Genomic DNA, 23,309 nt, shown 5'->3' on the forward strand with positions numbered 1-23,309 from the left:
GCTCTCTACTTCGTCAATGTATCTGCTGCTCTACTGTGGAATGTTTAGGTCTTTTATTTTTACTTAGGGCTAAAACTAAAAAACCCCCGGTCCTTTCGGAGCGGGGGTTTTTGCAATCTGTGTGACTCTTAGGTCAGTCTAGTTGTCAAAACGCCACCCCCGCGGTGATTTAATAATCACTACGGTAATAATTTCGAGAATGAGTATGGTTGCGTGGTTTAACATATTATCGACTGTATCCTAGGTATCTTTGTTGATTTATTTAGTGGTATTTAACCACAACCTTTATGGCGTACTTAAATAAGTACCATAAAAGAATTACCCAATACAACTAAAAAATCTACTTTGTAAAAAAATTCAGCTTCCCTGCCGAGACAATGCAAACAACCACAAAAACTATAAGCGTGTTATTAAGTGACTAATCACTTGTTAATAATCAATTAACAATCAATTAACAACAGTCACTTAACAACAATCTAACGATTTGTTTTCCCAACAGCCCAATTGACAAGATGAACCGTACGATTGATGCCTGTCCGACAACATAAACATGCTGCAAACAACTAAGCGGGTACTTCACCCATCACTTTATACGTTAGCTCGCTTCAACAATACTCTTCATATCCGTCATGTAACCACGTAATTCAGCGCCGATAAACTCAACTTCTGTATTACGAATTTTTTCATTTACGTCGATTAAGCGAAGGTTATCAACACCAGTTGCTTGTTCCTTAAGACCGGCACCTAAGTACTCAGATGGCATAGCGTTAACATAATCACGTAGCATAGGCACTGCGGCATGGTTAAATAAGTAACAACCGTATTCAGCTGTATCTGAAATCACCACATTCATTTCATATAAACGTTTACGCGCAATGGTGTTGGCAATCAAAGGGGTTTCATGCAGCGACTCATAATAAGCCGATTCTTCAACAATGCCTGCGGCAACCATGGTATCAAACGCCAATTCAACACCGGCTTTGATCATCGCCACTAAGAAAATACCTTTATCGAAATAGGTTTGCTCGTCGATATACTCAGATGATACTGGGGCATTTTCAAACGCGGTTTCGTTAGTATCCGCTCTCCAACGCAATAAATTAGCATCATCATTGGCCCAATCTTCCATCATAGTGCGAGAAAACTCACCACTGATAATGTCGTCCATGTGTTTTTCAAACAATGGCTTAAGGATAACCTTTAACTCTTCAGCCATATCAAATGCTGTGATTTTAGCGGGGTTTGATAAGCGATCCATCATGTTGGTAATACCGCCGTGCTTAAGCGCTTCGGTTACCGTTTCCCAACCTTGTTGAATTAACTTGCCGGCATAACCCGGTTCGACACCGTCAGCCACCATTTTCTCGTAACCTAAAATGGCACCGGTTTGTAACATGCCACACAAAATGGTCTGTTCGCCCATAAGGTCAGACTTCACTTCAGCAATAAACGATGACATTAATACGCCTGCACGATCGCCACCAGTAGCACTGGCATAAGCCTTAGCAATCGCTAAACCGTCACTGTTTGGGTCGTTTTCTGGGTGCACGGCAATCAATGTCGGTACCCCAAAACCACGCTTATATTCTTCACGTACTTCTGTAGCAGGGCACTTTGGCGCAACCATGATGACAGTAATATCAGCACGAACTTGCATGCCTTCTTCAACAATATTGAAACCATGTGAATAAGATAAGGTAGAACCTTGCTTCATTAATGGCATAACCGCATTAACAACATTAGTATGTTGCTTGTCTGGCGTTAGGTTTAACACTAAATCAGCTGCAGGAATAAGCTCTTCAAAGGTGCCAACGGTAAAACCGTTATCGGTCGCTTTTTGCCATGATGCACGCTTTTCTGCTATTGCTTGCGGACGTAAGGCAAAAGAAATGTTCAGGCCTGAGTCACGCATGTTTAAACCTTGGTTAAGGCCTTGAGCACCACAACCTAAAATCACAATATTCCAATCTTTAATATAGTTGCAACCATCACTGAATTCAGTACGGTTCATAAACCGGCATTGTGCTAGTTGAGCTAATTGTTGACGTAAATTCAGAGAGTTAAAATAGTTAGCCATCTGATACCACCTATAAAATTTAGTAATTGGGGACACAACATCTTATAAGTCAGCGACCTTAAACGTTGTGATTAACGTCACTATAGCGCATGCATATGATTGCTTAAAATGATATATTCGGGACATCACGTTGCAATTAATGCAACATAGAATACATAACCTAATACTTAACCTAATGCGTGCTATAAGGTGCTGTGATGGATATTCGATCTCTTAAATTATATTTACACTTATGCGATAGCCTGCATTTTGCCAAAACAGCGGAGCAATCTCATGTCAGCCCATCGACATTAAGCCGCGCTTTACAGCGTTTAGAAGAGGAACTGGGCAGCAAATTGTTTGAACGAGACAATCGCAGTGTCACCATTACCCACGCAGGCATAGAATTTAAGCGTTTTGCTGAGCAGACATTATCGGAATGGACCCAACTGCGTAACCGTATCGACCCAAGTCAGCAGTTTTTACGCGGCAATCTTAATTTGTATTGTTCGGTTACCGCAGCTTATAGCCATTTACCGGCGCTGCTAGACCGATTTAGACGTGAGCATCCCCATGTCGATATCAATCTCAACACTGGGGATCCGGCTAATGCGGTCAATCAAATTCAAAAGAATCGCGCCGATATTGCCATTATTGCATTGCCTGATGCGTTCCCCGCCAGCTTGCATTTTACCCCGATTGATAAGGTGCCAATATCAGTTATTGCCCCCACAATGCCATGCCAAGTACAGCAATGGGTAAACCAAGCAAAAATTGATTGGGGAAAACTACCCTATATCGTGCCTGACCATGGTCCAGGCAGAAAAAGGATCGATTTGTGGTTTAAGCAAATGGGCATCAAACCCAACATATATGCTCAAGTTTCTGGCCAAGAAGCCATTGTCTCTATGGTCGCCTTAGGCTGTGGCGTTGGTATTAGCCCAGAGGCGGTGATCCACAATAGTCCGGTGCGAGAGCGTATTCAAATCTTATCGTCGCCAATCCCAATCCCCCCTTTTGAATTAGGCTGTTGCTGCAAAGAAAAACGCACCAATGATCCGATCATTAGTGCGTTCTTAGAGATTATTTAATGGGGCGAATATGAATTACTCAAGGTAATGGCGGTGCATCAATGTCTAAACGGGTAACCAATAGTTGGTCGACTTTGTAAGAATCAATATCAACCACCTCAAATTTATAACCCGCGTAATTGACAAAGTCAGTACGCTTGGGAATTTTACGCAGCATATACATCATAAAACCGGCAATGGTTTCGTAATTCTGATTATGTGGAAACACTTCAATATTAAATGCGCGCATCACATCGGTAATGGGCGTCACGCCATCCACTAACCAAGAATTACCATCACGGGCAACAATTTGCTCTTCACTTTCATGCAATGACCACGCGCCCATAACGGCACTTTGTAGATCGTTGGTGGTCACAATACCGACAACCAAAGCATACTCGTTCATCACCACCGCAAAGTCAGATCGATTATTCTTAAAATACTCCATCGACTCAGATAAGGTTAAGGTATCAGGAATAATTAAACAGTTATGTACAAGCGTGCTGCCTTTTAAGGTTATATCTTGCCCATTAATCACTCGGATAAGCAGCTCTTTTGCATCAACAAATCCTTTGATCATGTCCAGTTGACCATCACAAACGATAAACTTGTTATGCGGATTTTTAGCAATTTTTTGCTTGATGTCTTCTTCGGTATCTTGCAGTAAAAAATACACTAAACTTTCACGCGCCGTCATGGCCGAGGTCACCGACACAGACTGCATTTCAAACACGTTCTCCATCATTTGCTGCTCGCCTTTATCCATCACACCGGCTTCAGTGCCAGCGGTCATCATGGCGTAGATATCATCATGGGTCACTTGGTCATTACGCGCGGTAGGCACTTGTAATAATTTAAAAATAGCATTAGCCAAGCCATTAAAAATCCACACAAACGGTTTTAATACTTTAATGCATAGAATAATGGGCATCACAAAAGTAACGGCCACTTGCTCAGGGATCACCATTGCAATCCGTTTCGGCATCAAATCAGCGAATAGAATAAACAACGAGGTGACGGTAACAAATGAACACACAAAACTCAGCTGCAAGCCCCACTCATTGCCTAATAAAGGCAACAGTAGTTGTTCAAAATGCGGTCTAAAGGCCGATTCACCGACGATACCGCCCATGATAGCCACTGCATTAAGTCCAATTTGCACTACGGTAAAAAAACTGCCTGGATGCGCCTGCAGTTTCAGCACTTTAGCGGCACGTAAATCACCTTCATCAGCCATTAATTGCAAGCGCATCTTTCGTGATGCCGCGAGTGCAATTTCAGACATAGAAAAAAAACAACTTATGCCTATTAGGCACAAGATGATCAATAAATTATCAGAGAGGCTCATAGTTTACCTTTACCTGAGTACTAGCCAAAATATCAGGAATGTATGTACATATCTTTGTTGCAAAATGGACAAATGCAAGACCTCAGCCATTTATTAACATTAAAATTAATCTGGCTAACGGTGCAATACAGATAGAAATAACCAGTGGTGAAATATCATTATTGCGTTTCACGACAACAGACCAATTTATAATCAGTCCCCGCGAACGATAAAGCGACGGTATTCTACTCAACATCAGTGATTTAAACTAGCTTACAAAGCTAACTTTATCTGACTTATTTAGCCTTTATCACGCAAAAAAACACATCGCTGCTAGACTGTAGCAACCCATTCATTTGTATATTATTCAAACAAAAGGAATTGTTAATGGCGATAGCCTGTGTATTTACCCGAGCAAGCTGCGGTGTAGAAGCGCCGAGAGTGACTGTTGAAGTACATTTAAGCAATGGTTTACCGGCGTTTAATCTAGTGGGGTTACCAGAAACCTCAGTCAAAGAAGCCAAAGAGCGCGTCAGAAGTGCATTGATTAATGCAGGATTTGAATTTCCACAAAGACGCATTACCGTCAACCTCGCCCCAGCCGATTTACCTAAACAAGGTGGCCGCTATGATTTACCCATTGCGGTTGGTATTCTCGCGGCGTCAAATCAAATCCCAGCCAAAGCATTACACCAATGTGAGTTTGTCGGTGAATTGGCTCTTTCAGGTCAAATTCGCCCTTGCTGTGGATTGCTGCCTGCCATTATTGCGGCACGTAATGATCAGCACCATTTTTTTATGCCCATCGAAAACCGTCATGAAGCAGAACTCGTTGGTTATCATCACAGTTATTTTGTCGCCCACTTACAAAACTTGGCAGCCTTTTTACACGGCCAGGCACAATTACCGTTACTCGATACCTTACCCGAGTGGATTGAAGAGCAGCCTCTAGTATCATCATCACTTTGTATGAGTGATGTCATTGGCCAGTATCAAGCCAAGCAAGGGCTTGAAATCGCGGCAGCCGGAGGACATAACATGTTATTTATAGGCCCCCCAGGGACAGGGAAAAGCATGTTAGCCAATCGAATTATTCCGTTATTACCCCCGCTCACCTACGACGAAGCGATTGAAGTGGCGGCGATCCATTCTGTCGCCGGATTACATGTCAAACCACAAAACTTCCTTAACCGCCCTTTTCGATCGCCGCATCATACCTCCTCATCGATTGCACTTATTGGCGGCGGTAGCCACCCCAAACCAGGGGAAATATCCTTAGCGCACCGCGGGGTTTTATTTCTTGATGAAATAGCGGAGTTTCCTCGTAAGGTACTAGATTGTCTGCGAGAGCCGTTGGAAACCGGCCAAGTTGAAATTTCACGCGCTGCAGCAAAATTGACCTTTTTGAGTCGGTTTCAACTCATCGCCGCCATGAACCCAAGCCCCTGTGGCGATACTGAACGCGCGCGTTCAACGCCCGATCAAATTCAGCGATATTTATCACGTTTATCGGGGCCTTTTTTAGACCGCTTCGATTTAACCGTCGACGTACCTAAGCTTCCTGCCGGCACCTTAACCCAACAACACCAACCCAGTGAGTCTAGTGTTGAAATAGCCAAGCGCGTTAAACAAGCGCGCGATCAACAACTCAGCCGTTCTGGGGTATTAAACAGTGAATTAACCCCAAAGCAACTCAAGCAAGATGGGGGGATTACTCAAGCAGATCTGGCTTTTTTGGAACAAAGTGTCGTGAGCTTAGGATTATCTGTTCGCAGTTTTCATCGTATTCAACGCGTATCACGCACCATTGCCGACTTGCAGCAATCTCCTACCACTGAGCGCAATCACATTGCTCAAGCCCTTGGTTATCGGGCAATGGACCGATTACTAGCAAAATTGAATCAACAATAAACGTAATTTAACCTATCGTATTGATTGAGCAAATCAGCGACTCCTAGTAACATAGCCATCCGTTTAATAGGAGAGAAAAATGTCGCCGCTTTCGAAAATAAAAGGTTCAATTGCATTCTTATGCTATTTATTTAATACCATTTTTTGGACAATCCCCATCTTGATGTTCAGTATTGTAAAGTTGATCCCGATTGGCATTTTTCAAAAAGTCTGTAGTTATATTCTCGATAATTGCGCGACAGCATGGATAAGCACTAATACTATCATTGAAGACATTTTTCATCCGATGCGTATTCATGTCACTGGCGATCAATCGTTTTCTGAAAAAGAATGGTATATGGTCATTGCTAACCATCAATCATGGGTCGACATCCTCATTTTGCAACGAGTATTTAATCGCAACATTCCATTTTTAAAGTTTTTCCTCAAACAAGAACTGATCTTTGTGCCGGTACTCGGCCTAGCATGGTGGGCATTAGACTTTCCGTTTATGCGCCGTTACAGCACTGCACAATTGCGAAAAAACCCTAAATTGAAAGGCAAAGACATTGAAATTACTCGCAAAGCCTGTGAGAAATTTAAAACCAAGCCAGTCAGTATAATGAACTTTGTTGAAGGCACACGATTTAGTGTGGCTAAACATGATAAACAAAACTCTGCCTTTCAACACCTGCTAAAGCCTAAAGCTGGCGGGATGGCTTTTGCATTATCGGCTATGGGGGAGCACATAAATAAGCTCGTTAATGTGACCATCTATTATCCAGACATCGTTCCTACGTATTGGCAATATATTTGTGGCGAACTATCTGACGTTAGAGTGGATATCAAAATCACTGACATCCCAAAGAATATGCGGGGTGATTACCTAAAAGACCGCGAATTTAAAATCGAATTCCAAGAACAGTTAAATCAGCTATGGGTTGAAAAAGATCAACAGTTACAACAATTCATTACTGACGCAAAGCCAAAGGTATAACAACATATGCTGACTTTTTTACCTGGGCCGGTACTCTTTATAATCAGTTTGTCGCTATTGATCATCAATACCCTAGTATGGAGCTCATTGTTAACCATTGGCGGCGTGGCAAAATTATTACTGCCGTTCTTGCTTGCACGCAGACTATTAACCCGAATAATGAATCGTTTAATGTGGTCATGGGCCACATGTAACGGCGGCATTTTATATTTAATCTCAAATATTGAATGGGATGTAAAAGGGCTCGATAAACTTGACCCTAACGGCTGGTATTTACTGATCAGTAATCATGTCAGTGGCTTTGATATTGCCGCCCAAACGTACGTATTGCGTAATCACATTCCAATGTTGAAATTCTTTTTAAAAAAAGAACTGCTCTATGTGCCAATAATGGGCCTAGGTTGCTGGGCGCTGGACATGCCGTTTATGAACCGAACGAGTGCGGCTAAGCTGAAAAAGAATCCAAAATTGAAAGGTAAAGATCTTCAAACGACCCGCAAAGCCTGCGAACGTTTCAAACACATGCCAACATCGATTATTAATTATGTTGAAGGCAGTCGCTTTACCGAAGAGAAGCGTCTGCGTCAGAATTCACCGTATCGCCATTTATTACGCCCTAAAGCCAGCGGCATTGCCTTCACGCTATCTGCGATGGGCGAACAGTTTACCAGCCTGTTAAATATCACTTTGGTTTATCCAGAAACATCGGAAAAAGTACTGGCTAATGTCATGCATGGACGTACCAAAAAAGTGATTATGCGTGTTGAAGTACTCCCGGTGCCGCGAGTTGACCCACAGATCTATTTTTCAAGCCCGGAAACCCGTGTCGAATTTCAGCGCTGGTTAAATAGACTTTGGCTAGATAAAGATCAGCAAATTGATGACATAAAAAAAGCTTACCTACAGCAACAACGTAATCAAAGTGATTAAATCGTCAAAAAACCGACAAATGACGATTTTCTGTTGCGTTAAACGTGTAAAACTGTCAGTTTTAGAAGGAAAAAGAGTTTATCTATAACTCAATTCTTAAAATTAATTAACAACTGAATACGTAAGGTTTAATTTAGCGTTTTTTTGTTAATATAATTAGAATTTATCGCAGCCTTATCAATGAAGTTTTTATAGGTGAAATTTGAATTTTCGTGTATTCATGCTGTTAGCACACAGGCTAATATTGGTCATAATATTGATTTTTTCGGTGTCTGTTGCAGCACAAAAAAATGATCCTTATAACGGTCTAACCGAAGTAAAGTTTGACCACTTCGATACAGAAGGAGGCCTTAATCAAAACACGATTACTCGCCTGTTTATGGACAGTTCGGGGATGTTATGGATAGGAACTCAAGACGGTCTGCACGGCTATAATGGCGTTGAGTTTACCTTATACTTAAAACAACAAAAAAGCAGTAATTCTATATCGGGAGACTTGATCACCGACATCTTGCAATCGCCCGATGGGGATTTATGGGTAGGCACCTTCAATAATGGCCTCAATAGACTCAATCTCACTAGCGGAAAGTTCACTCAGTTCAAACAAAATCAAGGTTTAACAGAACTTCAGGTGACCCACCTTGCTGTCATTGGCGATACCTTATGGGTAGGAACACGTTCAGGTCTGTACATACTCTCCCTAAAAACAGAAAAAATTATTCCCGTCAGTTTAGCGAATAACATCACCCCTAATATTACCAGTATTGCCAATGTTGATGATAAGTACATTGTCGTCGGCACTGAATCTCATGGCACATTTTCCATTGATAGTAACACCATTATTCGGCTTGATATTCCCGTTAACAAGACAGTAAATCAAATCAAGTCAAGTTCAATTTATTCTGTTTGGCTGGCCATTGATAATCAAATTTGGCGCTACAATTTAGATACTCAACAAAAAGAACTGATATGGTCTAGTGATAATAATTATGGCAACAGCCGTAGGATTACGGACTTAGTGGTGATAAATGCCAATCAGATTTTTGCCATTGGAACTAATACAGGCCTGTTCCAACTCGACTTTATTGATGGTCAGTGGCACAGCAGAGTTTATAAGCATAATCCACAAAAACTCAATAGCATCAGTGCCAATACCCTACAAAGCTTAATGCTAGACCAAAACGGTACCCTATGGATTGGCACGGGGTATTCGGGCATCGATAAGCTTAATCTCAGCCATCAATACTTTAGCCACGTTTACGATGACCAAACCGATTCGTCAGGTATGGCAAACATGATCCGCACTATTTTTCGGGATACGCAGCAACGCCTGTGGATAGGCACCGATGGTGCTGGGCTCAAATATTTGGCCCCTCATGATAACCAATATCACTACATCAATGAGTTATTTGCACAGTCACTCGCGATACCAGTAGAACAATTATCGTTAACAGTGCATGACATTGTCCAAGATAAACAAGGTTTACTGTGGTTTGCCACCAATGTGGGACTATTTACCCTAGACAAGAATAACACCCTGCAGCAAATCAAACCTGCAAACGAACAGTTTCATGCCGATACTCAGATACGCAGTTTAGCCTTTGATGACAAAGATCGTTTATGGATAGCAAGCTCGCAAGGTTTGTATTTTATCTCTGAGTATACTAACCGCATGATGGCCTATAACTTCGGTTTTCAAGCTGACTTTTCGCCGTTCAAATACCAAATCATTAAGCTCTATTTTAGCCAAGGTTATTTATGGCTAGGAACAATGGGCGGAGTGGTAAGGCTCTCGGCTGAAGAACAAAAGCTCGACTTTCTAAATCATGATCCCGACAATCCACATAGCCTCAGTGACAACCGCGTTAGAGACTTTTTACTGGCCGAAAATGGCGACTTTTGGGTGGCCACTCACGGTGGTATAGACAAACTAACCCTAGAATACGGTACGTTTAAATTTCAACGAATGGACGTCAACGCTGATGGCAGTAGTAATACGGTTTACGCTATTTTAGAAGACGACAAACACGATTTGTGGCTAAGTACTAACTCGGGCGTTTCACGTTTTACCCCTAGTAATCAAAGCTTTATTTCCTATAACAAATTCGAAGGCCTGCAAGCTAATGAGTTTAATGGTGCGGCCAAGTTTAAAGAAGCAAACGGCACCTTATGGTTTGGCGGTATTCGAGGCCTTAACCATTTTAACCCTACCACTATTCCAATTCAGAGAGCCGAGAACAAACTGGCGCTGACAAAATACACTATTGGAGACACCCAGCACCCTATTCACGACTTAAGCCATGCTCCCCACATTACCATGCCTTATGAAAAGCAACTCATCAGCTTTGAAGTCGGATCGCTTAATTTTAGTTACCCTGAATTAAGCCGTTTTAGCTACTTTTTAGACGGTTATGATATCGATTGGCGTGAACTATCCCATGGGAACGAAATCACCTATACCAACTTACCACCAGGTGAGTACCGATTAATGGTTCGCCATGCATTAGGGACTAATAAATACAGTCAATACACCCTCAATGTGGATGTGTCAGTGGTGCCACCGATTTATATGACTCACGCGGCTTATGCACTGTATGTGACCGCTGGGTTATTATTTATTATTTGGTTTTTTGCTGCAAAACAGAAAAAGTTGGCTAAACAACGTGAGTTTGACAGCAGTATTCGCGCCTCTGAAGAGCGCCTAAAACTGGCGCTTTGGGCTTCGGGCGATGGCATGTGGGACTGGAATATCAAAGAGGGCAAAGTTTACCGAACCAACATAATTGAGCCGATGAATTTATCGTTAGAAGATCAATTATTGATTAAAAATATTGATCCAGAAGACAGGCCTCGAGTGCAAAAACTGCTTAACGATCATCTAAATGGTGACAGTGAGTTTTTTGAAGCCGAGTACCGCGTAGAAACCAAACCTGGAGAGTGGGCCTGGGTACTAGACCGAGGTCAAATTGTTGAACGAGATAAAAATAATATCCCAGTGCGAATGGCGGGCACTCATAAAGATATTACTAGCCGTAAGCTGACCGAAAACGAGTTAAAACTATCGTCACAAGTCTTGTTTAGCATGAATGAAGCGGTTGTCGTCGGCGAACTTGACTACCAAATACGTTCCGTTAATCCAGCTTTTAGCCGCATTACCGGCTTTAAACACCGTGATGTAGTCGGCAAGCATTTCTTATTTTTAACCATGGGTAAGCAGTCTCGCGAGTTTTATAACTCAGTTGAAGCCCAGCTCTTAAGACACAAGCATTGGGCCGGCGAAATACACATTCGAACTCGCGACCGTCGCGGTATCCTTGCATGGTTGGAAATAAACCAAGTTATTAATAACAAAGGTGAGACAAGTCATTTTGTGGCCGTATTCACCGATATTACCGCACGTAAAAAAGCGGAAGAAGATTTACGGGTACTGGCTAACTTCGATCCACTGACTGGATTGCCTAATCGTACGCTATTCCAAGACAGGCTCAATCAAGCGGTCACTAAAGCACATCGTTCAAATAGTATTGTGGCATTGTTATTTTTAGATCTTGACCGATTTAAACATATCAATGACTCAATGGGACACCACATTGGTGATTTACTGCTTAAAGCCGTCGCCCATCGCCTACAAAATGCGGTACGAGATGGCGATACCGTTGCACGTTTAGGCGGTGATGAATTTACCATTATTTTAGAAGGGGTAGCAAAAACGAAAGCCGCTACTATTATTGCTGAAAAAGTGTTAAATGCATTCCAAAGCCCTTATTTGCTTGACGATAAAATTCTGACTATCTCACCGTCAATTGGTATCAGTTTGTATCCTGAAGATGCAGAAGATACGACCTCGTTGATAAAATACGCTGATACCGCCATGTATCACGCTAAATCACTGGGCAGAAATAACTTCCAATTCTATACCAAACAATTAAACCAATATGCGACACGCTACGTCGAACTAGAAGCTGGCCTTAAAAATGCCATGCAAAACAATGAGCTATATTTAGTTTATCAACCTAAATACGATATAAAAACCGAAAAAATTATCGGCCTTGAAGCCTTAATGCGTTGGGAAAGCCCAGAACTTGGCTTGATTTCACCGGTTGAGTTTATCCCACTTGCGGAAGAAACCGGCATCATTAATCAGATTGGTCACTGGGCGATTAACCAAGCCTGTAGTCAGCTGGCACTATGGCACCAACAAGGCTTTGAGCATATCTCTGTTGCCGTTAACCTTTCTGCCAGACAGTTAAAAGTCGATATTATCTCGATGATAGAGGTCGCATTAGCAGTATCTGGGCTACCGGCAAGTGCCCTAGAGCTAGAATTAACTGAATCAATGATTATGGGTAACCCACAAGAATCAGTCACTGTGCTGTCACAACTCAAAGCCTTGGGGTTAACCATCGCAGTAGATGACTTTGGCACTGGATACTCAAGCTTAAGCTATTTGAAACGCTTCCCAATTGATACCTTGAAAATTGATCAAGAATTTGTGCGAGATATAACTGAAGATCCTGACGATGCAGCAATCACTAGCGCCATTATTACCTTGGCTCATAGTTTAGAACTTAAGGTTGTGGCTGAAGGGGTTGAAACCCAAGCACAATTAAATTTCTTACGTGAAGGAGGCTGTGATCAAGTGCAAGGCTTCTTGCTCAGCAAGCCATTGAACGCTGTTGATTGCCTGGTATTATTAACCAAAGACAAAGCTGCCATTAGTCATTTTTAAGACAAAATAAAAGCTCCATTTAGGAGCTTTTATTAAAGTGCTACCGATAGAATGAACTAGGGTGCAACACGCTCAATACGCTTTACCCAACCCGCTGGAGCTGGCATGTGGCCTTTTTGTAGCTCAGTGAAGACTTTATAGATACGTCGGATGTTGGGTCCAACGTTGCCATCACCGACAGTGATAATGCGTCCATCTTCAAAAATATATGAACTCACAGGGGACACCACCGCGGCAGTACCAAAACCGCCGGCTTCAATAATTTCGCCAGACTCAATATCAGCAATAAACTTATCTAACATCACCGTTTCTTGTCTTACTTCACAACCCAGCATATCCCCAAGTTCCATAATGGATTGAGAGGTAATGGATTTTAAAATGGTATCAGTGAATGTCGGAATAATCACAGTGCCATCTTTTAAAATGTGGAAGTGATTCATCGCGCCAGCTTCTTCAATTTGAGTATTGGTTGAATCCAAATACAATACCTGCGATGCACCATATTCTACAGCCGCTTTACCAGCACGCAGTGAGGCAGCATAGTTACCCGCCGCTTTTGAAGCACCAGTACCACCAGATACTGCACGGTGGTACTTAGTACTGATTAACAAGCGAATACCATTATTTACCCCTGAGGCATAATAAGCCCCAGATGGGCTTAACATGACACAGAATGTGTATTGCTGACTTGGACTAACGGATAAACGATCTTCGGTTGCAAAGATAAACGGCCGAATGTATAAACATGCGCCATCTTGCTGCGGAAACCACAAACGATCAACATCAATAAGGGCATTGATTGCCTTCACTTGCATACTTTCATCGATATTCGGAATACACACGATATCGGCAGAACGGTTCATCCGCTCTGCATTTTTGTTTAAACGAAAAGTGTAAATCTCGCCGTCTTCGTGCATAAAGGCTTTTGCGCCTTCAAAAATTGATTGACCATAGTGCAGTGACATTGCACCTGGTGCCATTTCAAACGGGCCGTAAGGGACTATACGCGGATCACACCATTGACCATCACGATAATCCATTAAAAACATGTGGTCAGTACGAAGCCTGCCAAAACCCACATCGCCTTCTGGCTTAAATGGTTCTGTGCGGCGCTCTGACGCAGATTTTAAATTATATTTTATGTCCATTACATACCACCTTAAAAACTGAGCTTGCAGACTATGGAGGCTAGAGATTAATGTCAAGTCGAAGCCCTAGATCCTCAATCAAAATACGTCAATTGAGCGTAACAAGCATCAATATTTTTATTCATATAGTGACAGACATCGTGCCTAGAAATTATTATAACAAAGTCTTTTATTGTCATGGTTGACAGCTAAAAATACCTCGAACAAAGATAAAGTACAATATAGTACGATTTATTGAATATATTTTAGCCACTTAGTTTTAAAGGCTATTCCTATAGGCCTTGACACTGCTAGAATCGGGATTCCATCCCGAAACGTATAGGACTCCCCCCATGAGCCTTGAATTATTGACCCAACTGGAAACCAAAATCCAGGCGACTCTCGAAAATATTGAGCTACTAAAAATGGAGCTTGATGAAGAGAAGCAAAAGAACCAAGCGTTGACGTTACAGCAACAAGAATTGACACAAAAAAACCAACAATTGCAGCAAGACCTAAACTCTTGGAGTGATAAGGTCAACGGCCTTGTTGGTTTATTGAATAACGAGATCTAAATGGATTGATGCTGCTGTGATTGGATTTCAATCAAGGCATTTAGTTCACGGATAGCCTGCTTAACTTTTGGCAGGTTTTTTTTTGTGTGTAGAAAGCGACCCTTATCAAATTCAAGTAGCCCTAAGTCTTTTACCCAAATCACTCCACTTAAAAAGATCCTAGCATGCTTAACGATTAGTTTCGGTGCATAAACAGGGAACATTCTCATACGACTTCCTCCAAGAAGATACATGCGCAAGGTGCGATGAAATAACAACGATAAGCCATGTATAAGTCAGAAATGGAACTATCCAAAGCGCATATAAAAACACGATTCACTTTCTTGTTAAACACAACTTGAATGTCATCAAATTGGACAACTTGATGTCGAAAGAGTTTCATTAACTTGCCATTTTTTGTTCTAACAAATCACATAAGCAACTACGGCATTTTAATGACACTTGTCAATATTTTGACATCATGTTATTATCTTCGATGTTACTCAGGGTAAAAAAGAGTTATTTGACTCATTTCCGTATTGTCTTTTATAGACATGCGGTTTTTTTTGCCTGTTGTAGTCTCAAACTCATACCATTTAGCAACACAATCGGCGATCTTACCGAACCACATGGCTGAAAACGCCATACTCATAAGCCTTGCTAGTCACCGATAACGACATCTTAATTACCCCTCCACCCAAACGTATCTCAAACAGCTCCTCTTTATGCTAAAGGCATTGCATTACGTTCAATAAACAGATGATTAACACGTCAATTCACTTGGCTAATGGCTCTACGGGCAGTTTGAGAACCGGTTATTATCTTGAGCTGAGGTTAAATAAAAAAAGGAGCCGAAGCTCCTTATTTAAATAACCCATTTAGCTTAGATTACTTTTTGTTCATTGTCGCTAAGTAGAATGCGATATCAATTAACTCGTCATAAGATTTAATTGAGCTGGTTTCTACTCGGTATTTACCATTAACAACTAATGAAGGAACACCCGAAATTTTAGCGTTTTCAGTATCGCGCTTCATTTTCGACATCTGTGCGTTAACCATAAATGAATTCGCCGCAGCATCGTAAGCTTTAGCCTCTACGCCATTGGCAATAAATACTGCTCTGATATCGTCTGGGCGGGTAAACTGCTGACGCTTATCGTGGATAGCACTAAATAATGCCGTGTCAATTTTCTCATCAACATTAAGCTGCTGCGCAACCGCAAAAGCACGTGACATTTCTACGCCCATTTGGCGACCAATAAACTCAACGTGAGCTTGATTAAAGCTGACACCTTCGGGTAAATTCGCTTCAATTTTAGGCACTACGGTTTTAGCAAAGTTAAAACAATGGGGGCAAAAGAATGAGAAAAACTCTGTGATTTCTGGTTTGGCTGTTTCAGGGCCTTCATTAATCACAGTGTAATGCACACCTTCTTTATAATCGGCAGCCATCGCAACCATCGGCGCGAGCAGGAGTGCTGCGGCCATCAATAATGCTTTTTTCATTTTACTTCCTTCTAAGTAGGCAAAAATATCAATACGCTGGCTCTATCATAGTCTAGCGTTAGTCTTTAACTCAATCGTTAGCTAATTGTATTTGTAACTAAATACTATTAGGTAGTGATTATGAAATATTGTTAATTAAAACTGGGTAAACTCAATGGTGGCTCGTTCAGTGCCGATAACTGCTCTTTAAATGCCAGCGTTTGTTGTTCCCAGTATTTAATATCGGCAAACCATGGAAAATTCATTGGAAAGGCAGGGTCCTGCCAACGCTTGGTTAACCACGCGTTATAGTGCACCATCCTGAATGCCCTTAACGGCTCAATCAGTGCCAATTGCTTAGCATCAAAATCACAAAATTCTTGATATCCCTCTAATAGAAGATCAATTTGCAATAACTGTTGCTGGCGATCTCCGGTTAACATCATCCACAAGTCTTGTACTGCTGGGCCTTGCCTGGCATCGTCTAAGTCGACAAACCCAGGTCCAGTTGGTGTCCATAAAATATTACTCGGATGTAAGTCGCCGTGCAGGCGTATCGAGGTAAACTGGTGTTGCTGCCAAATCTGCTTGGCTTTATCTAATACCTGCTCAACTACCGTAAAAAAAGCCGTTTGCATCGAGCTGGAAACAATCCCACTTTCACGTAAATAGCGATAAGACTCATCGCCCAAAATGGCTGGCGTGAGCGGTTCACGATACACAAAGGGCTGCCTTGCGCCATATTGATGAATACGGCCAATAAAGCGGCCAACCGATTCAAGTTGCTCAAGATTGTCGACTTCAAACGCGCGCCCGCCAATAGAGGGGAAGAGTCCAAAACGATAACCTTGATACTCAAATAAGGTTTTGCCCTCAATGACGACTGGAACGGCTATGGGGATGTCTTCAGCGGCTAATTCTAATGCATAATCATGTTCTTCTTGAATTTGTTCATTGCTCCAACGATGTGGGCGATAAAACTTCACCACATAACGAAGGCCTTGATCACAGCGGAACTGATACACCCTATTTTCATAACTGTTTAACGCTAATAACCCCGTCTCAGGGTAGATGCCTATGCTTTCAATCGCATCAAGAATGAGATCGGGTTTCAGTGCCTGAAAATGAAATTCTGCGCCGGTACAGTTGTCCATGTATGCCTTCTTAAGTCGTTTGAATATGTGGAGCAAGTAGCGTTAACAAAAACGCTAATACGTCTAATTCTTTCGCATTATCGGTAGAAATCCAACAAATATCACCATAAAACTCGTAATGTAACCATAAAGGACTTCCTTCAAAATTGAGCAACCATTGATGACGATCCGCTCCCCATTGGCGATCACGGATGTCGCAATCAAGTACAGCCGCTAGCGGTTCGGCAAATCGTTCAAATTGCTCAAAATCCACTTCAGCTTGAATAACAATACTTAATGCTTGCGGATCTAATTGGGCTGAAAGTAATTTCATAATCGACTCAGGTAAAATACATTAATTAACTGCTACAAGACATAATTAAGCCTTGTCCCCAGTCGGGTGGGCGTTTGGCAAAGTCTTCCATCTCGGGCTGTTCGTCATAAGGACGGCGTAAAAGTTGCTGGAGTTGTAATAATTTGCTGTTATCACCGTTCTCTTCTATATCGATAATGGCTTCTTGGGCTAGGTAATTACGCAAGATGTATTTCGGATTGACACTGTTGCGCTCGCATTGCCACCCTTGAATATCTGCCACCTCACCCACTCGGTCTTGGTAAGCTTTATACCAGGTATCAAAGCCAGCAACATCGACCATATCGTCTCGTAAAGTAGAATGTGAGTGACTCGGGTCCAGCTGACCAAAACGGCGTAAACTATTGGTGTAATCAAGCTGGTTAGTTTCCAGTAAGACGGTAAATTGCCCCAACAACTGCAAATCATGTTTATCGAGCTCAGCTTGAGCCTCTTCACTGAGAGGTTTTGCGCTAAGATCTTGTGAATTAAGTGCATGTAAACTCGCGGCTTGATGCATTCCCAACTTGCCACGCATAAGGCGTAAATACTGCTTAACCAGTTCAGATTGATAAGTGTTTAGCGCTGCGATTAAATCGTCAGACTCAATAATGGGCGTTAATGCTTGGGCCAAACGTTTGAGGTTCCACAACCCTACTGCGGGTTGCTGGCCAAAGGCATAACGGCCTTCGTGATCAGAATGATTACAAATAAAGCCTTCTTTAAAGGTGTCTAAGAAAGCAAAGGGTCCAAAATCAAAGGTATCACCGAGTATCGACATATTGTCGGTATTCATCACGCCGTGAGCAAACCCGACAGACTGCCAGTGTGCAATCATTTTAGCGGTAGATTGCACTATCTCATAAAACCATTGTTTGTAACCTGCGGCATCTGTTGATAAATGCGCAAAATGCTGCTTAATCGTAAAATTAACCAATTGAGAAAGCTTGCCAGTATCACCTTGTTCGCCATGACAAAAATATTCAAAATGACCAAAACGAATGTGACTTTTAGCTAAGCGCACCGTTATGGCGGCCGTTTCTTGGCTTTCGCGCCAAACGGGTAAATCGGAGCCAATAACCGCTAACGCACGGCTGGTAGGTACATTTAGCGCAGCCAGTGCTTCGGATACTAAAAACTCGCGCACCGCAGAGCGCATTACCGCCCGACCATCACCTTGGCGAGAATACGGCGTGGGACCGCCGCCTTTTAAGGCGACATCCCAAGCGCCATTTGGGCCAATGGCTTCGCCTAATATAATTGAGCGACCATCGCCCAATCTGGGGGTATAGCCACCAAATTGATGACCACTGTAGACTTGAGCATAATAGCTCGCACCAGGCGCGGCATAGTTAGCCGATAACTGCATTAACAATTCAGCATTAGGCTTTTCTAAACCAATCAGTTGAGCAGCATCATCACTCCAACCAAGCCAATGAGGATTACTGATTGGCAAAGGATAAACTTGTGAATAAAAGCCTTCTAATTGTTCAAAAAAATCTTGCTTAAATTGCATCATCCACAACTCCTGCAACTTGGCTTTTACACTGCAATTGCTGCTGTTCATCTACCTGACACAGCTCTGCACACACAAAAGCTTGCTCTGCGGGCACTGAAGACGCTTGTAAACGTAACATTCCTGTACCTTTGGCCTGGCATTGCTCCAATGAATCGTAATAACCGGCAATATGGTCTTGCTGTACTATTTTCGTAGGAAGAGGTGCTTGGTCTGCAACATAAAATAAGGTCCATTGTGGAGTACGAAAACAACCGGCAAGTAAGACCACGGTGGCAGTAATTAGCAATATTTTAGTCAATGTACGAGTCATTAATGTCATTTTTAACCTTGAAATCATTGGATCTGAAGCAACAAAAAAGCGAACCAAGGTCCGCTTTCCTTTTGAATATCATACCTGATATCCATCCAACAGTATTGAATAGCCTGTTAGCTCACTTTAGTTTTAGCCTTTTCGATACGTTTTATTCGCCCTTCAAACCCAGTGACAGTGCCATCTGTTAACTGGTATTCAAGCGCTTGTTGACAGACCTTAACTGCCTCATCAAACTGACCCACGTCGTTCAACAAGGTCGATAATTGCATAAACGCCGGAGATTTGATTTCATCAGTATTTTGTTGGGTGATGTTTTGCTGATGTAATAAGCGATATAATGCTAAATAGGTCGACTGTAAGGCCGCACCATATTGACAATAATCAGCTTGCTTGCGCATCTTATAGCAATGGTTAATCACACTGACTAATTCACTATGCTGATGTTGAAGATCGGTGGCAATGTTGGCAGCATCAACCTGTTGTACAAAGCTCTCGCTTGCCCAATCGCCTTCAACACTGACTAGATCCAATAACGACCCTTTATGGTTTGACACTTCAACCGCGGGGGTATCAGGCACTTTGGCCTCAACATGACTCTTGCTCACTTCAGCCACAGCGACAGTATCCTTTGATGCTGCTTTTGGCTCGCAAACAACATCAGTTTGCTGGGTGTCTGCTGCTGATATGTTGGGTTCAGTAAGAGCAGCCTCGACAGGCTCATCAACAGACACGGCTGAATTAAGTTTATCGTTATCTACAGCTCGGTCTGATAATGCATCATCGTCAACCGTTTTATCACTGGCTGCATGCTCAGAGTCTGCCTTAGCAGTATCGTCTGTCGCTGCTAACGTTTCAGATTGAGCTACCTCACTGGATGATGAATGCGGTGTAACATTACGATCGGTTTTATCAAGTTCTTGTTTTGCCACCGCTTGAGTGCGTCTGTATAGATACAGAGCAATTGCAATCAATATGACAATTAAAATTACCTTCATTAGGCTTCCACCTTGCTGATTATATGCCGTAGCACATGATTTTATCTCACTCACAATATTCATTGTGAGGCAATGTACGGTTTTAATGATACCGCGCTGTTTTTTTAAGCACCATTCATTATTGTTTCAATGTACACTATAAAATCAAGTATTTATGTATTTTAATCTATAACAAGTCATAGACGACCTATCATTTAGCATCAGTTTCAATCATTTTTGCGATCCAAACCTCAAAAAAGGACATTTTGCGCATAAGCTCAAAATTAAATAAGCTAAGTTTGCTAGGTTCAATTGCCAAGCTTACACTATTAATATCCGACTATTTTACTAAGGTATTTAATAAGAGATAATATTATGAGTGATAAAGAATTATTAAGTGGTAAATTACTCTACGAATTCCGAACAATACAAGCTATGGTCGAAATATACTGTAAAGCGCACCACCCGCTCAAGCCGTCCCAAGGTGTATGCCAGCAGTGTAGTGAGTTTTTAAGCTATGCCAATACTCGCCTAGATCGTTGCCCATACGGCCAAGATAAACCCACTTGTAATAAATGCCCTGTCCATTGTTACAAACCTCACATGAAGCAAAGAGCGCGTGAAATCATGATGTTTTCTGGGCCCAAAATGCTATTACCTCATCCTATTTTGGCAATTAAGCATTTACTTGCTGAACGTAAACCGGCACCCGGTTTACCACCAGAAAGAGTCTCAAACAGGCATTTACGAAAATCTGAGCAAAGTTAACCACCGGAAACTACTCGGTTTGCAGAAAGTAGGTTAGTATTCACTATCGTCAAAGAGAGTGAAAATGAACCAATTTAACGATTTCTTCATTCAAACATACTGGTGGCTTTCCTTACTCGGAGGCATTCATTGCCTTGGAGTAGGCCTGTATGTTCATTATATTTACCAAAGCACGACTCGCAGCAATAGCCTGCTAGCCGGGATGTTTTTACTCATAGGTTGTTATTTTTTAACCGGGTTGCTAACCCAAGAAACAACACCGATCCCAATCCATTTAGCGCTTACTCTCTTTATTCCTGTCTATTTTTTACTCATGCCCATGCTGTACTTATATTGTAAAAGCAGCTTAACGGAAGAAGACTATCAACCGCTATTAATCAAGCATTTTGCTTGTGCGATTATCGTTGCATTAGTGACCAGTTCAGCCATATTATTTCATATCAGTATTGACCCACAAACCTCAAATAACACCATTGGTTCTCTGGCTGAGTTAAACAGTATTAGTCTATTGGCTTTGACCTTACCCATATTATTAATGCTACAAACTATTATCTATTTTTGGCTGATTTACCGCTTATTGTCTCACTATCGCCCACAGTATTTGGCCAATAGGCAACCCAATTTGCAAGTGATACGTTTTCGCTGGTTAAGTGTATTAACCATTGGTATTCTGATTAATTGGGTGTTGCGCATTGTATTGGTGTATTTACCATTTTACTTGGGTGATTCAGTCTCTTTGTTAATCCAAGCGGTAACACGTTTAAGCCTATTACTGACTGTATATGTGTTTGCTTTATATGGTATCCAGCAAGTCACGCGAGCAGCCTATTTGCGCGGCACACTCAACGCCACCAAAAAAGCAGCGACACCAACCACAGAGCAGCTTCTGGACCAGGAAGAAATAACCTATTTACATGATTTAATGCTGGATGAGGATGAGAACGACGCTACCGATTTTTCAGCAGATCACTCAGCAGCAGATCAGGGCGACAAAAAAGGCTAGTGCTACAGAAAAAACAGCTGATTCTCCTGAACACATCACGTTGAACATAATGATCAACACTCTGCTGGCGCCCGCCGACATAAATGTTTATTAACACCCGTCATTTTAGGGTTATGCTATTCTATGGTGAGTTTTACCATGACAATTTAGTCACTGAGGTTATTTATGAAACGTTCAATTAGCTTAGTTGTTTCCAGTTTACTCGTGTTATTAAGCTTCGCGTTTTCAGCTCCTAGTTTTGCAAACGAAGATGCTTATAACGATGCAATTACTAATTTTAAAAAAGCCAATGAAAGCCGCCATTTATTTGATACTGCTTATGGTTATGCCATCTTCCCCACCGTAGCCAAAGGCGGTATCGGGATTGGTGCCGCATATGGAAATGGTCGTGTATACCAAAGCGATGCTTATATGGGGGATTCCACGTTAACCCAGCTATCCATTGGTTTTCAATTAGGCGGACAAGCCTATAGCGAAATTATCTTTTTTAAAGATGCTAAAGCTTATAATGATTTCACCAGCGGTAGCTTTGAATTTAGTGCCCAAGCATCTGCCGTAGCGATTAACGTTGGTGCCAATGCTCAAGTCGGTACTACGGGCAATTCAGCTGGTGCAGGGCAAGCAGGAAGTAACCACACTGCAACAGCCGCTTATATCAATGGCATGGCGATATTTACCGCCGCAAAAGGAGGCTTAATGTTTGAAGCCGCCCTAGCAGGTCAGTCATTTACCTTTGATGGTAAGTAACCGCTGCTAGTCTTAACACTCGTTAAGTACATAACATTCAGGCTGCCATTGGCAGCCTGAATTATTTGGAAAGAGTGGTTTATTAACGCAGAATCCAAATAATGGCATTAGCATATACAGAGTAGCCTAGCTAACTCGTTTGTGGACAAAAGTGGGTTTAAGATATTAATTAACTCAGCTTACTTGGCATTGGTTTAGCTTGATTTATAACGTAGCTTCATTTGAACTTATTGCCTGCCGCATGTGAGCTACAGGACTTAGTAAATGTCGCGATCACAGGGATGTGAAAGAGTGACCTTAGTGCAGATGATTAAGCGAGACGCCAGCTCTTGATT

The 23,309-nt window shown here is 42.0% G+C and carries 19 protein-coding genes; 9 read left to right on the forward strand and 10 right to left on the reverse strand.

The features are described from left to right. Positions 1-595: 595 nt before the first annotated feature. On the reverse strand, positions 596-2,077 hold the full coding sequence (gene ilvC / locus AAEZ00_RS17720) for a ketol-acid reductoisomerase (RefSeq protein ID WP_101033014.1): 1,482 nt from the start codon (positions 2,075-2,077) through the stop codon (positions 596-598). 197 nt (positions 2,078-2,274) lie between these two features. Here ilvC and ilvY point away from each other — a divergent pair, with 197 nt between their 5' ends. Next, positions 2,275-3,147: an HTH-type transcriptional activator IlvY gene (gene ilvY, locus AAEZ00_RS17725; RefSeq protein WP_101033015.1), complete on the forward strand. Its 873-nt coding sequence runs from the start codon at positions 2,275-2,277 to the stop codon at positions 3,145-3,147. Positions 3,148-3,166: 19 nt separating this feature from the next. Here the strand turns inward: ilvY and paeA are convergent, their stop codons facing one another. Continuing rightward, the gene (gene paeA, locus AAEZ00_RS17730) at positions 3,167-4,474 is read right to left on the reverse strand and encodes a polyamine export protein PaeA (protein WP_101033016.1); all 1,308 of its coding nucleotides are present in this window, start codon (positions 4,472-4,474) and stop codon (positions 3,167-3,169) included. Positions 4,475-4,840: 366 nt separating this feature from the next. Here paeA and AAEZ00_RS17735 point away from each other — a divergent pair, with 366 nt between their 5' ends. The 4 genes from AAEZ00_RS17735 to AAEZ00_RS17750 all read left to right on the forward strand — a co-directional run bounded on the left by AAEZ00_RS17735 (position 4,841) and on the right by AAEZ00_RS17750 (position 12,999). Next, positions 4,841-6,364: a YifB family Mg chelatase-like AAA ATPase gene (locus AAEZ00_RS17735; RefSeq protein WP_101033017.1), complete on the forward strand. Its 1,524-nt coding sequence runs from the start codon at positions 4,841-4,843 to the stop codon at positions 6,362-6,364. A gap of 79 nt (positions 6,365-6,443) precedes the next feature. Next, a complete protein-coding gene (yihG, locus tag AAEZ00_RS17740; protein ID WP_101033018.1) occupies positions 6,444-7,340 on the forward strand; it encodes a 1-acylglycerol-3-phosphate O-acyltransferase, YihG family in 897 nt (298 codons plus the stop codon). Positions 7,341-7,346: 6 nt separating this feature from the next. Further along, complete coding sequence (gene yihG / locus AAEZ00_RS17745) at positions 7,347-8,270, forward strand: 1-acylglycerol-3-phosphate O-acyltransferase, YihG family (RefSeq protein ID WP_101033019.1); 924 nt, start codon at positions 7,347-7,349, stop codon at positions 8,268-8,270. Between the two features lie 220 nt (positions 8,271-8,490). Beyond that, a complete protein-coding gene (locus AAEZ00_RS17750) occupies positions 8,491-12,999 on the forward strand; it encodes an EAL domain-containing protein (RefSeq protein ID WP_502959335.1) in 4,509 nt (1,502 codons plus the stop codon). A 56-nt stretch (positions 13,000-13,055) separates the two neighbouring features. Here the strand turns inward: AAEZ00_RS17750 and AAEZ00_RS17755 are convergent, their stop codons facing one another. Continuing rightward, positions 13,056-14,147 (reverse strand): branched-chain amino acid aminotransferase, encoded by a 1,092-nt coding sequence (locus AAEZ00_RS17755; protein ID WP_124013235.1) that lies wholly within the window; start codon positions 14,145-14,147, stop codon positions 13,056-13,058. Between the two features lie 332 nt (positions 14,148-14,479). Here AAEZ00_RS17755 and AAEZ00_RS17760 point away from each other — a divergent pair, with 332 nt between their 5' ends. After that, positions 14,480-14,701, forward strand: coding sequence for a cell division protein ZapB (locus tag AAEZ00_RS17760; protein ID WP_101033022.1), 222 nt, complete (start codon positions 14,480-14,482; stop codon positions 14,699-14,701). Here AAEZ00_RS17760 and AAEZ00_RS17765 read toward each other — a convergent pair. The 7 genes from AAEZ00_RS17765 to AAEZ00_RS17795 form a co-directional block, all read right to left on the reverse strand. Further along, positions 14,698-14,910 carry a DUF1107 domain-containing protein gene (locus tag AAEZ00_RS17765; RefSeq protein WP_101033023.1) on the reverse strand — a complete coding sequence of 71 codons (213 nt, stop codon included), beginning with the start codon at positions 14,908-14,910 and terminating at the stop codon, positions 14,698-14,700. The genes AAEZ00_RS17760 and AAEZ00_RS17765 overlap by 4 nt on opposite strands. Before the next feature lie 658 nt (positions 14,911-15,568). Beyond that, complete coding sequence (locus AAEZ00_RS17770; protein ID WP_124013234.1) at positions 15,569-16,186, reverse strand: thiol:disulfide interchange protein DsbA/DsbL; 618 nt, start codon at positions 16,184-16,186, stop codon at positions 15,569-15,571. Between the two features lie 131 nt (positions 16,187-16,317). Continuing rightward, positions 16,318-17,319 (reverse strand): serine/threonine protein kinase, encoded by a 1,002-nt coding sequence (locus tag AAEZ00_RS17775; RefSeq protein WP_101033025.1) that lies wholly within the window; start codon positions 17,317-17,319, stop codon positions 16,318-16,320. Between the two features lie 10 nt (positions 17,320-17,329). After that, positions 17,330-17,632: a DUF3630 family protein gene (locus tag AAEZ00_RS17780; RefSeq protein WP_101033026.1), complete on the reverse strand. Its 303-nt coding sequence runs from the start codon at positions 17,630-17,632 to the stop codon at positions 17,330-17,332. 25 nt (positions 17,633-17,657) lie between these two features. Further along, the gene (locus AAEZ00_RS17785) at positions 17,658-19,166 is read right to left on the reverse strand and encodes a protein adenylyltransferase SelO (protein WP_351078825.1); all 1,509 of its coding nucleotides are present in this window, start codon (positions 19,164-19,166) and stop codon (positions 17,658-17,660) included. After that, positions 19,156-19,488: a hypothetical protein gene (locus tag AAEZ00_RS17790; RefSeq protein WP_351089299.1), complete on the reverse strand. Its 333-nt coding sequence runs from the start codon at positions 19,486-19,488 to the stop codon at positions 19,156-19,158. The genes AAEZ00_RS17785 and AAEZ00_RS17790 overlap by 11 nt, the downstream gene beginning before the upstream one ends. Positions 19,489-19,595: 107 nt before the next feature. Continuing rightward, positions 19,596-20,477, reverse strand: coding sequence for a prolipoprotein diacylglyceryl transferase (locus AAEZ00_RS17795; protein WP_351078815.1), 882 nt, complete (start codon positions 20,475-20,477; stop codon positions 19,596-19,598). Positions 20,478-20,831: 354 nt separating this feature from the next. Here AAEZ00_RS17795 and AAEZ00_RS17800 point away from each other — a divergent pair, with 354 nt between their 5' ends. From AAEZ00_RS17800 to AAEZ00_RS17810, 3 genes are all read left to right on the forward strand, one after another. Further along, positions 20,832-21,224 (forward strand): nitrous oxide-stimulated promoter family protein, encoded by a 393-nt coding sequence (locus AAEZ00_RS17800; protein WP_101033029.1) that lies wholly within the window; start codon positions 20,832-20,834, stop codon positions 21,222-21,224. 64 nt (positions 21,225-21,288) lie between these two features. After that, on the forward strand, positions 21,289-22,227 hold the full coding sequence (locus tag AAEZ00_RS17805) for a hypothetical protein (RefSeq protein WP_351078819.1): 939 nt from the start codon (positions 21,289-21,291) through the stop codon (positions 22,225-22,227). Between the two features lie 165 nt (positions 22,228-22,392). Further along, positions 22,393-22,974, forward strand: coding sequence for a YSC84-related protein (locus AAEZ00_RS17810; RefSeq protein WP_101033030.1), 582 nt, complete (start codon positions 22,393-22,395; stop codon positions 22,972-22,974). The last annotated feature ends 335 nt before the right edge of the window (positions 22,975-23,309 follow it).

Source organism: Shewanella sp. S1-49-MNA-CIBAN-0167 (assembly GCF_040310145.1).
Lineage (GTDB): Bacteria > Pseudomonadota > Gammaproteobacteria > Enterobacterales > Shewanellaceae > Shewanella > Shewanella psychromarinicola.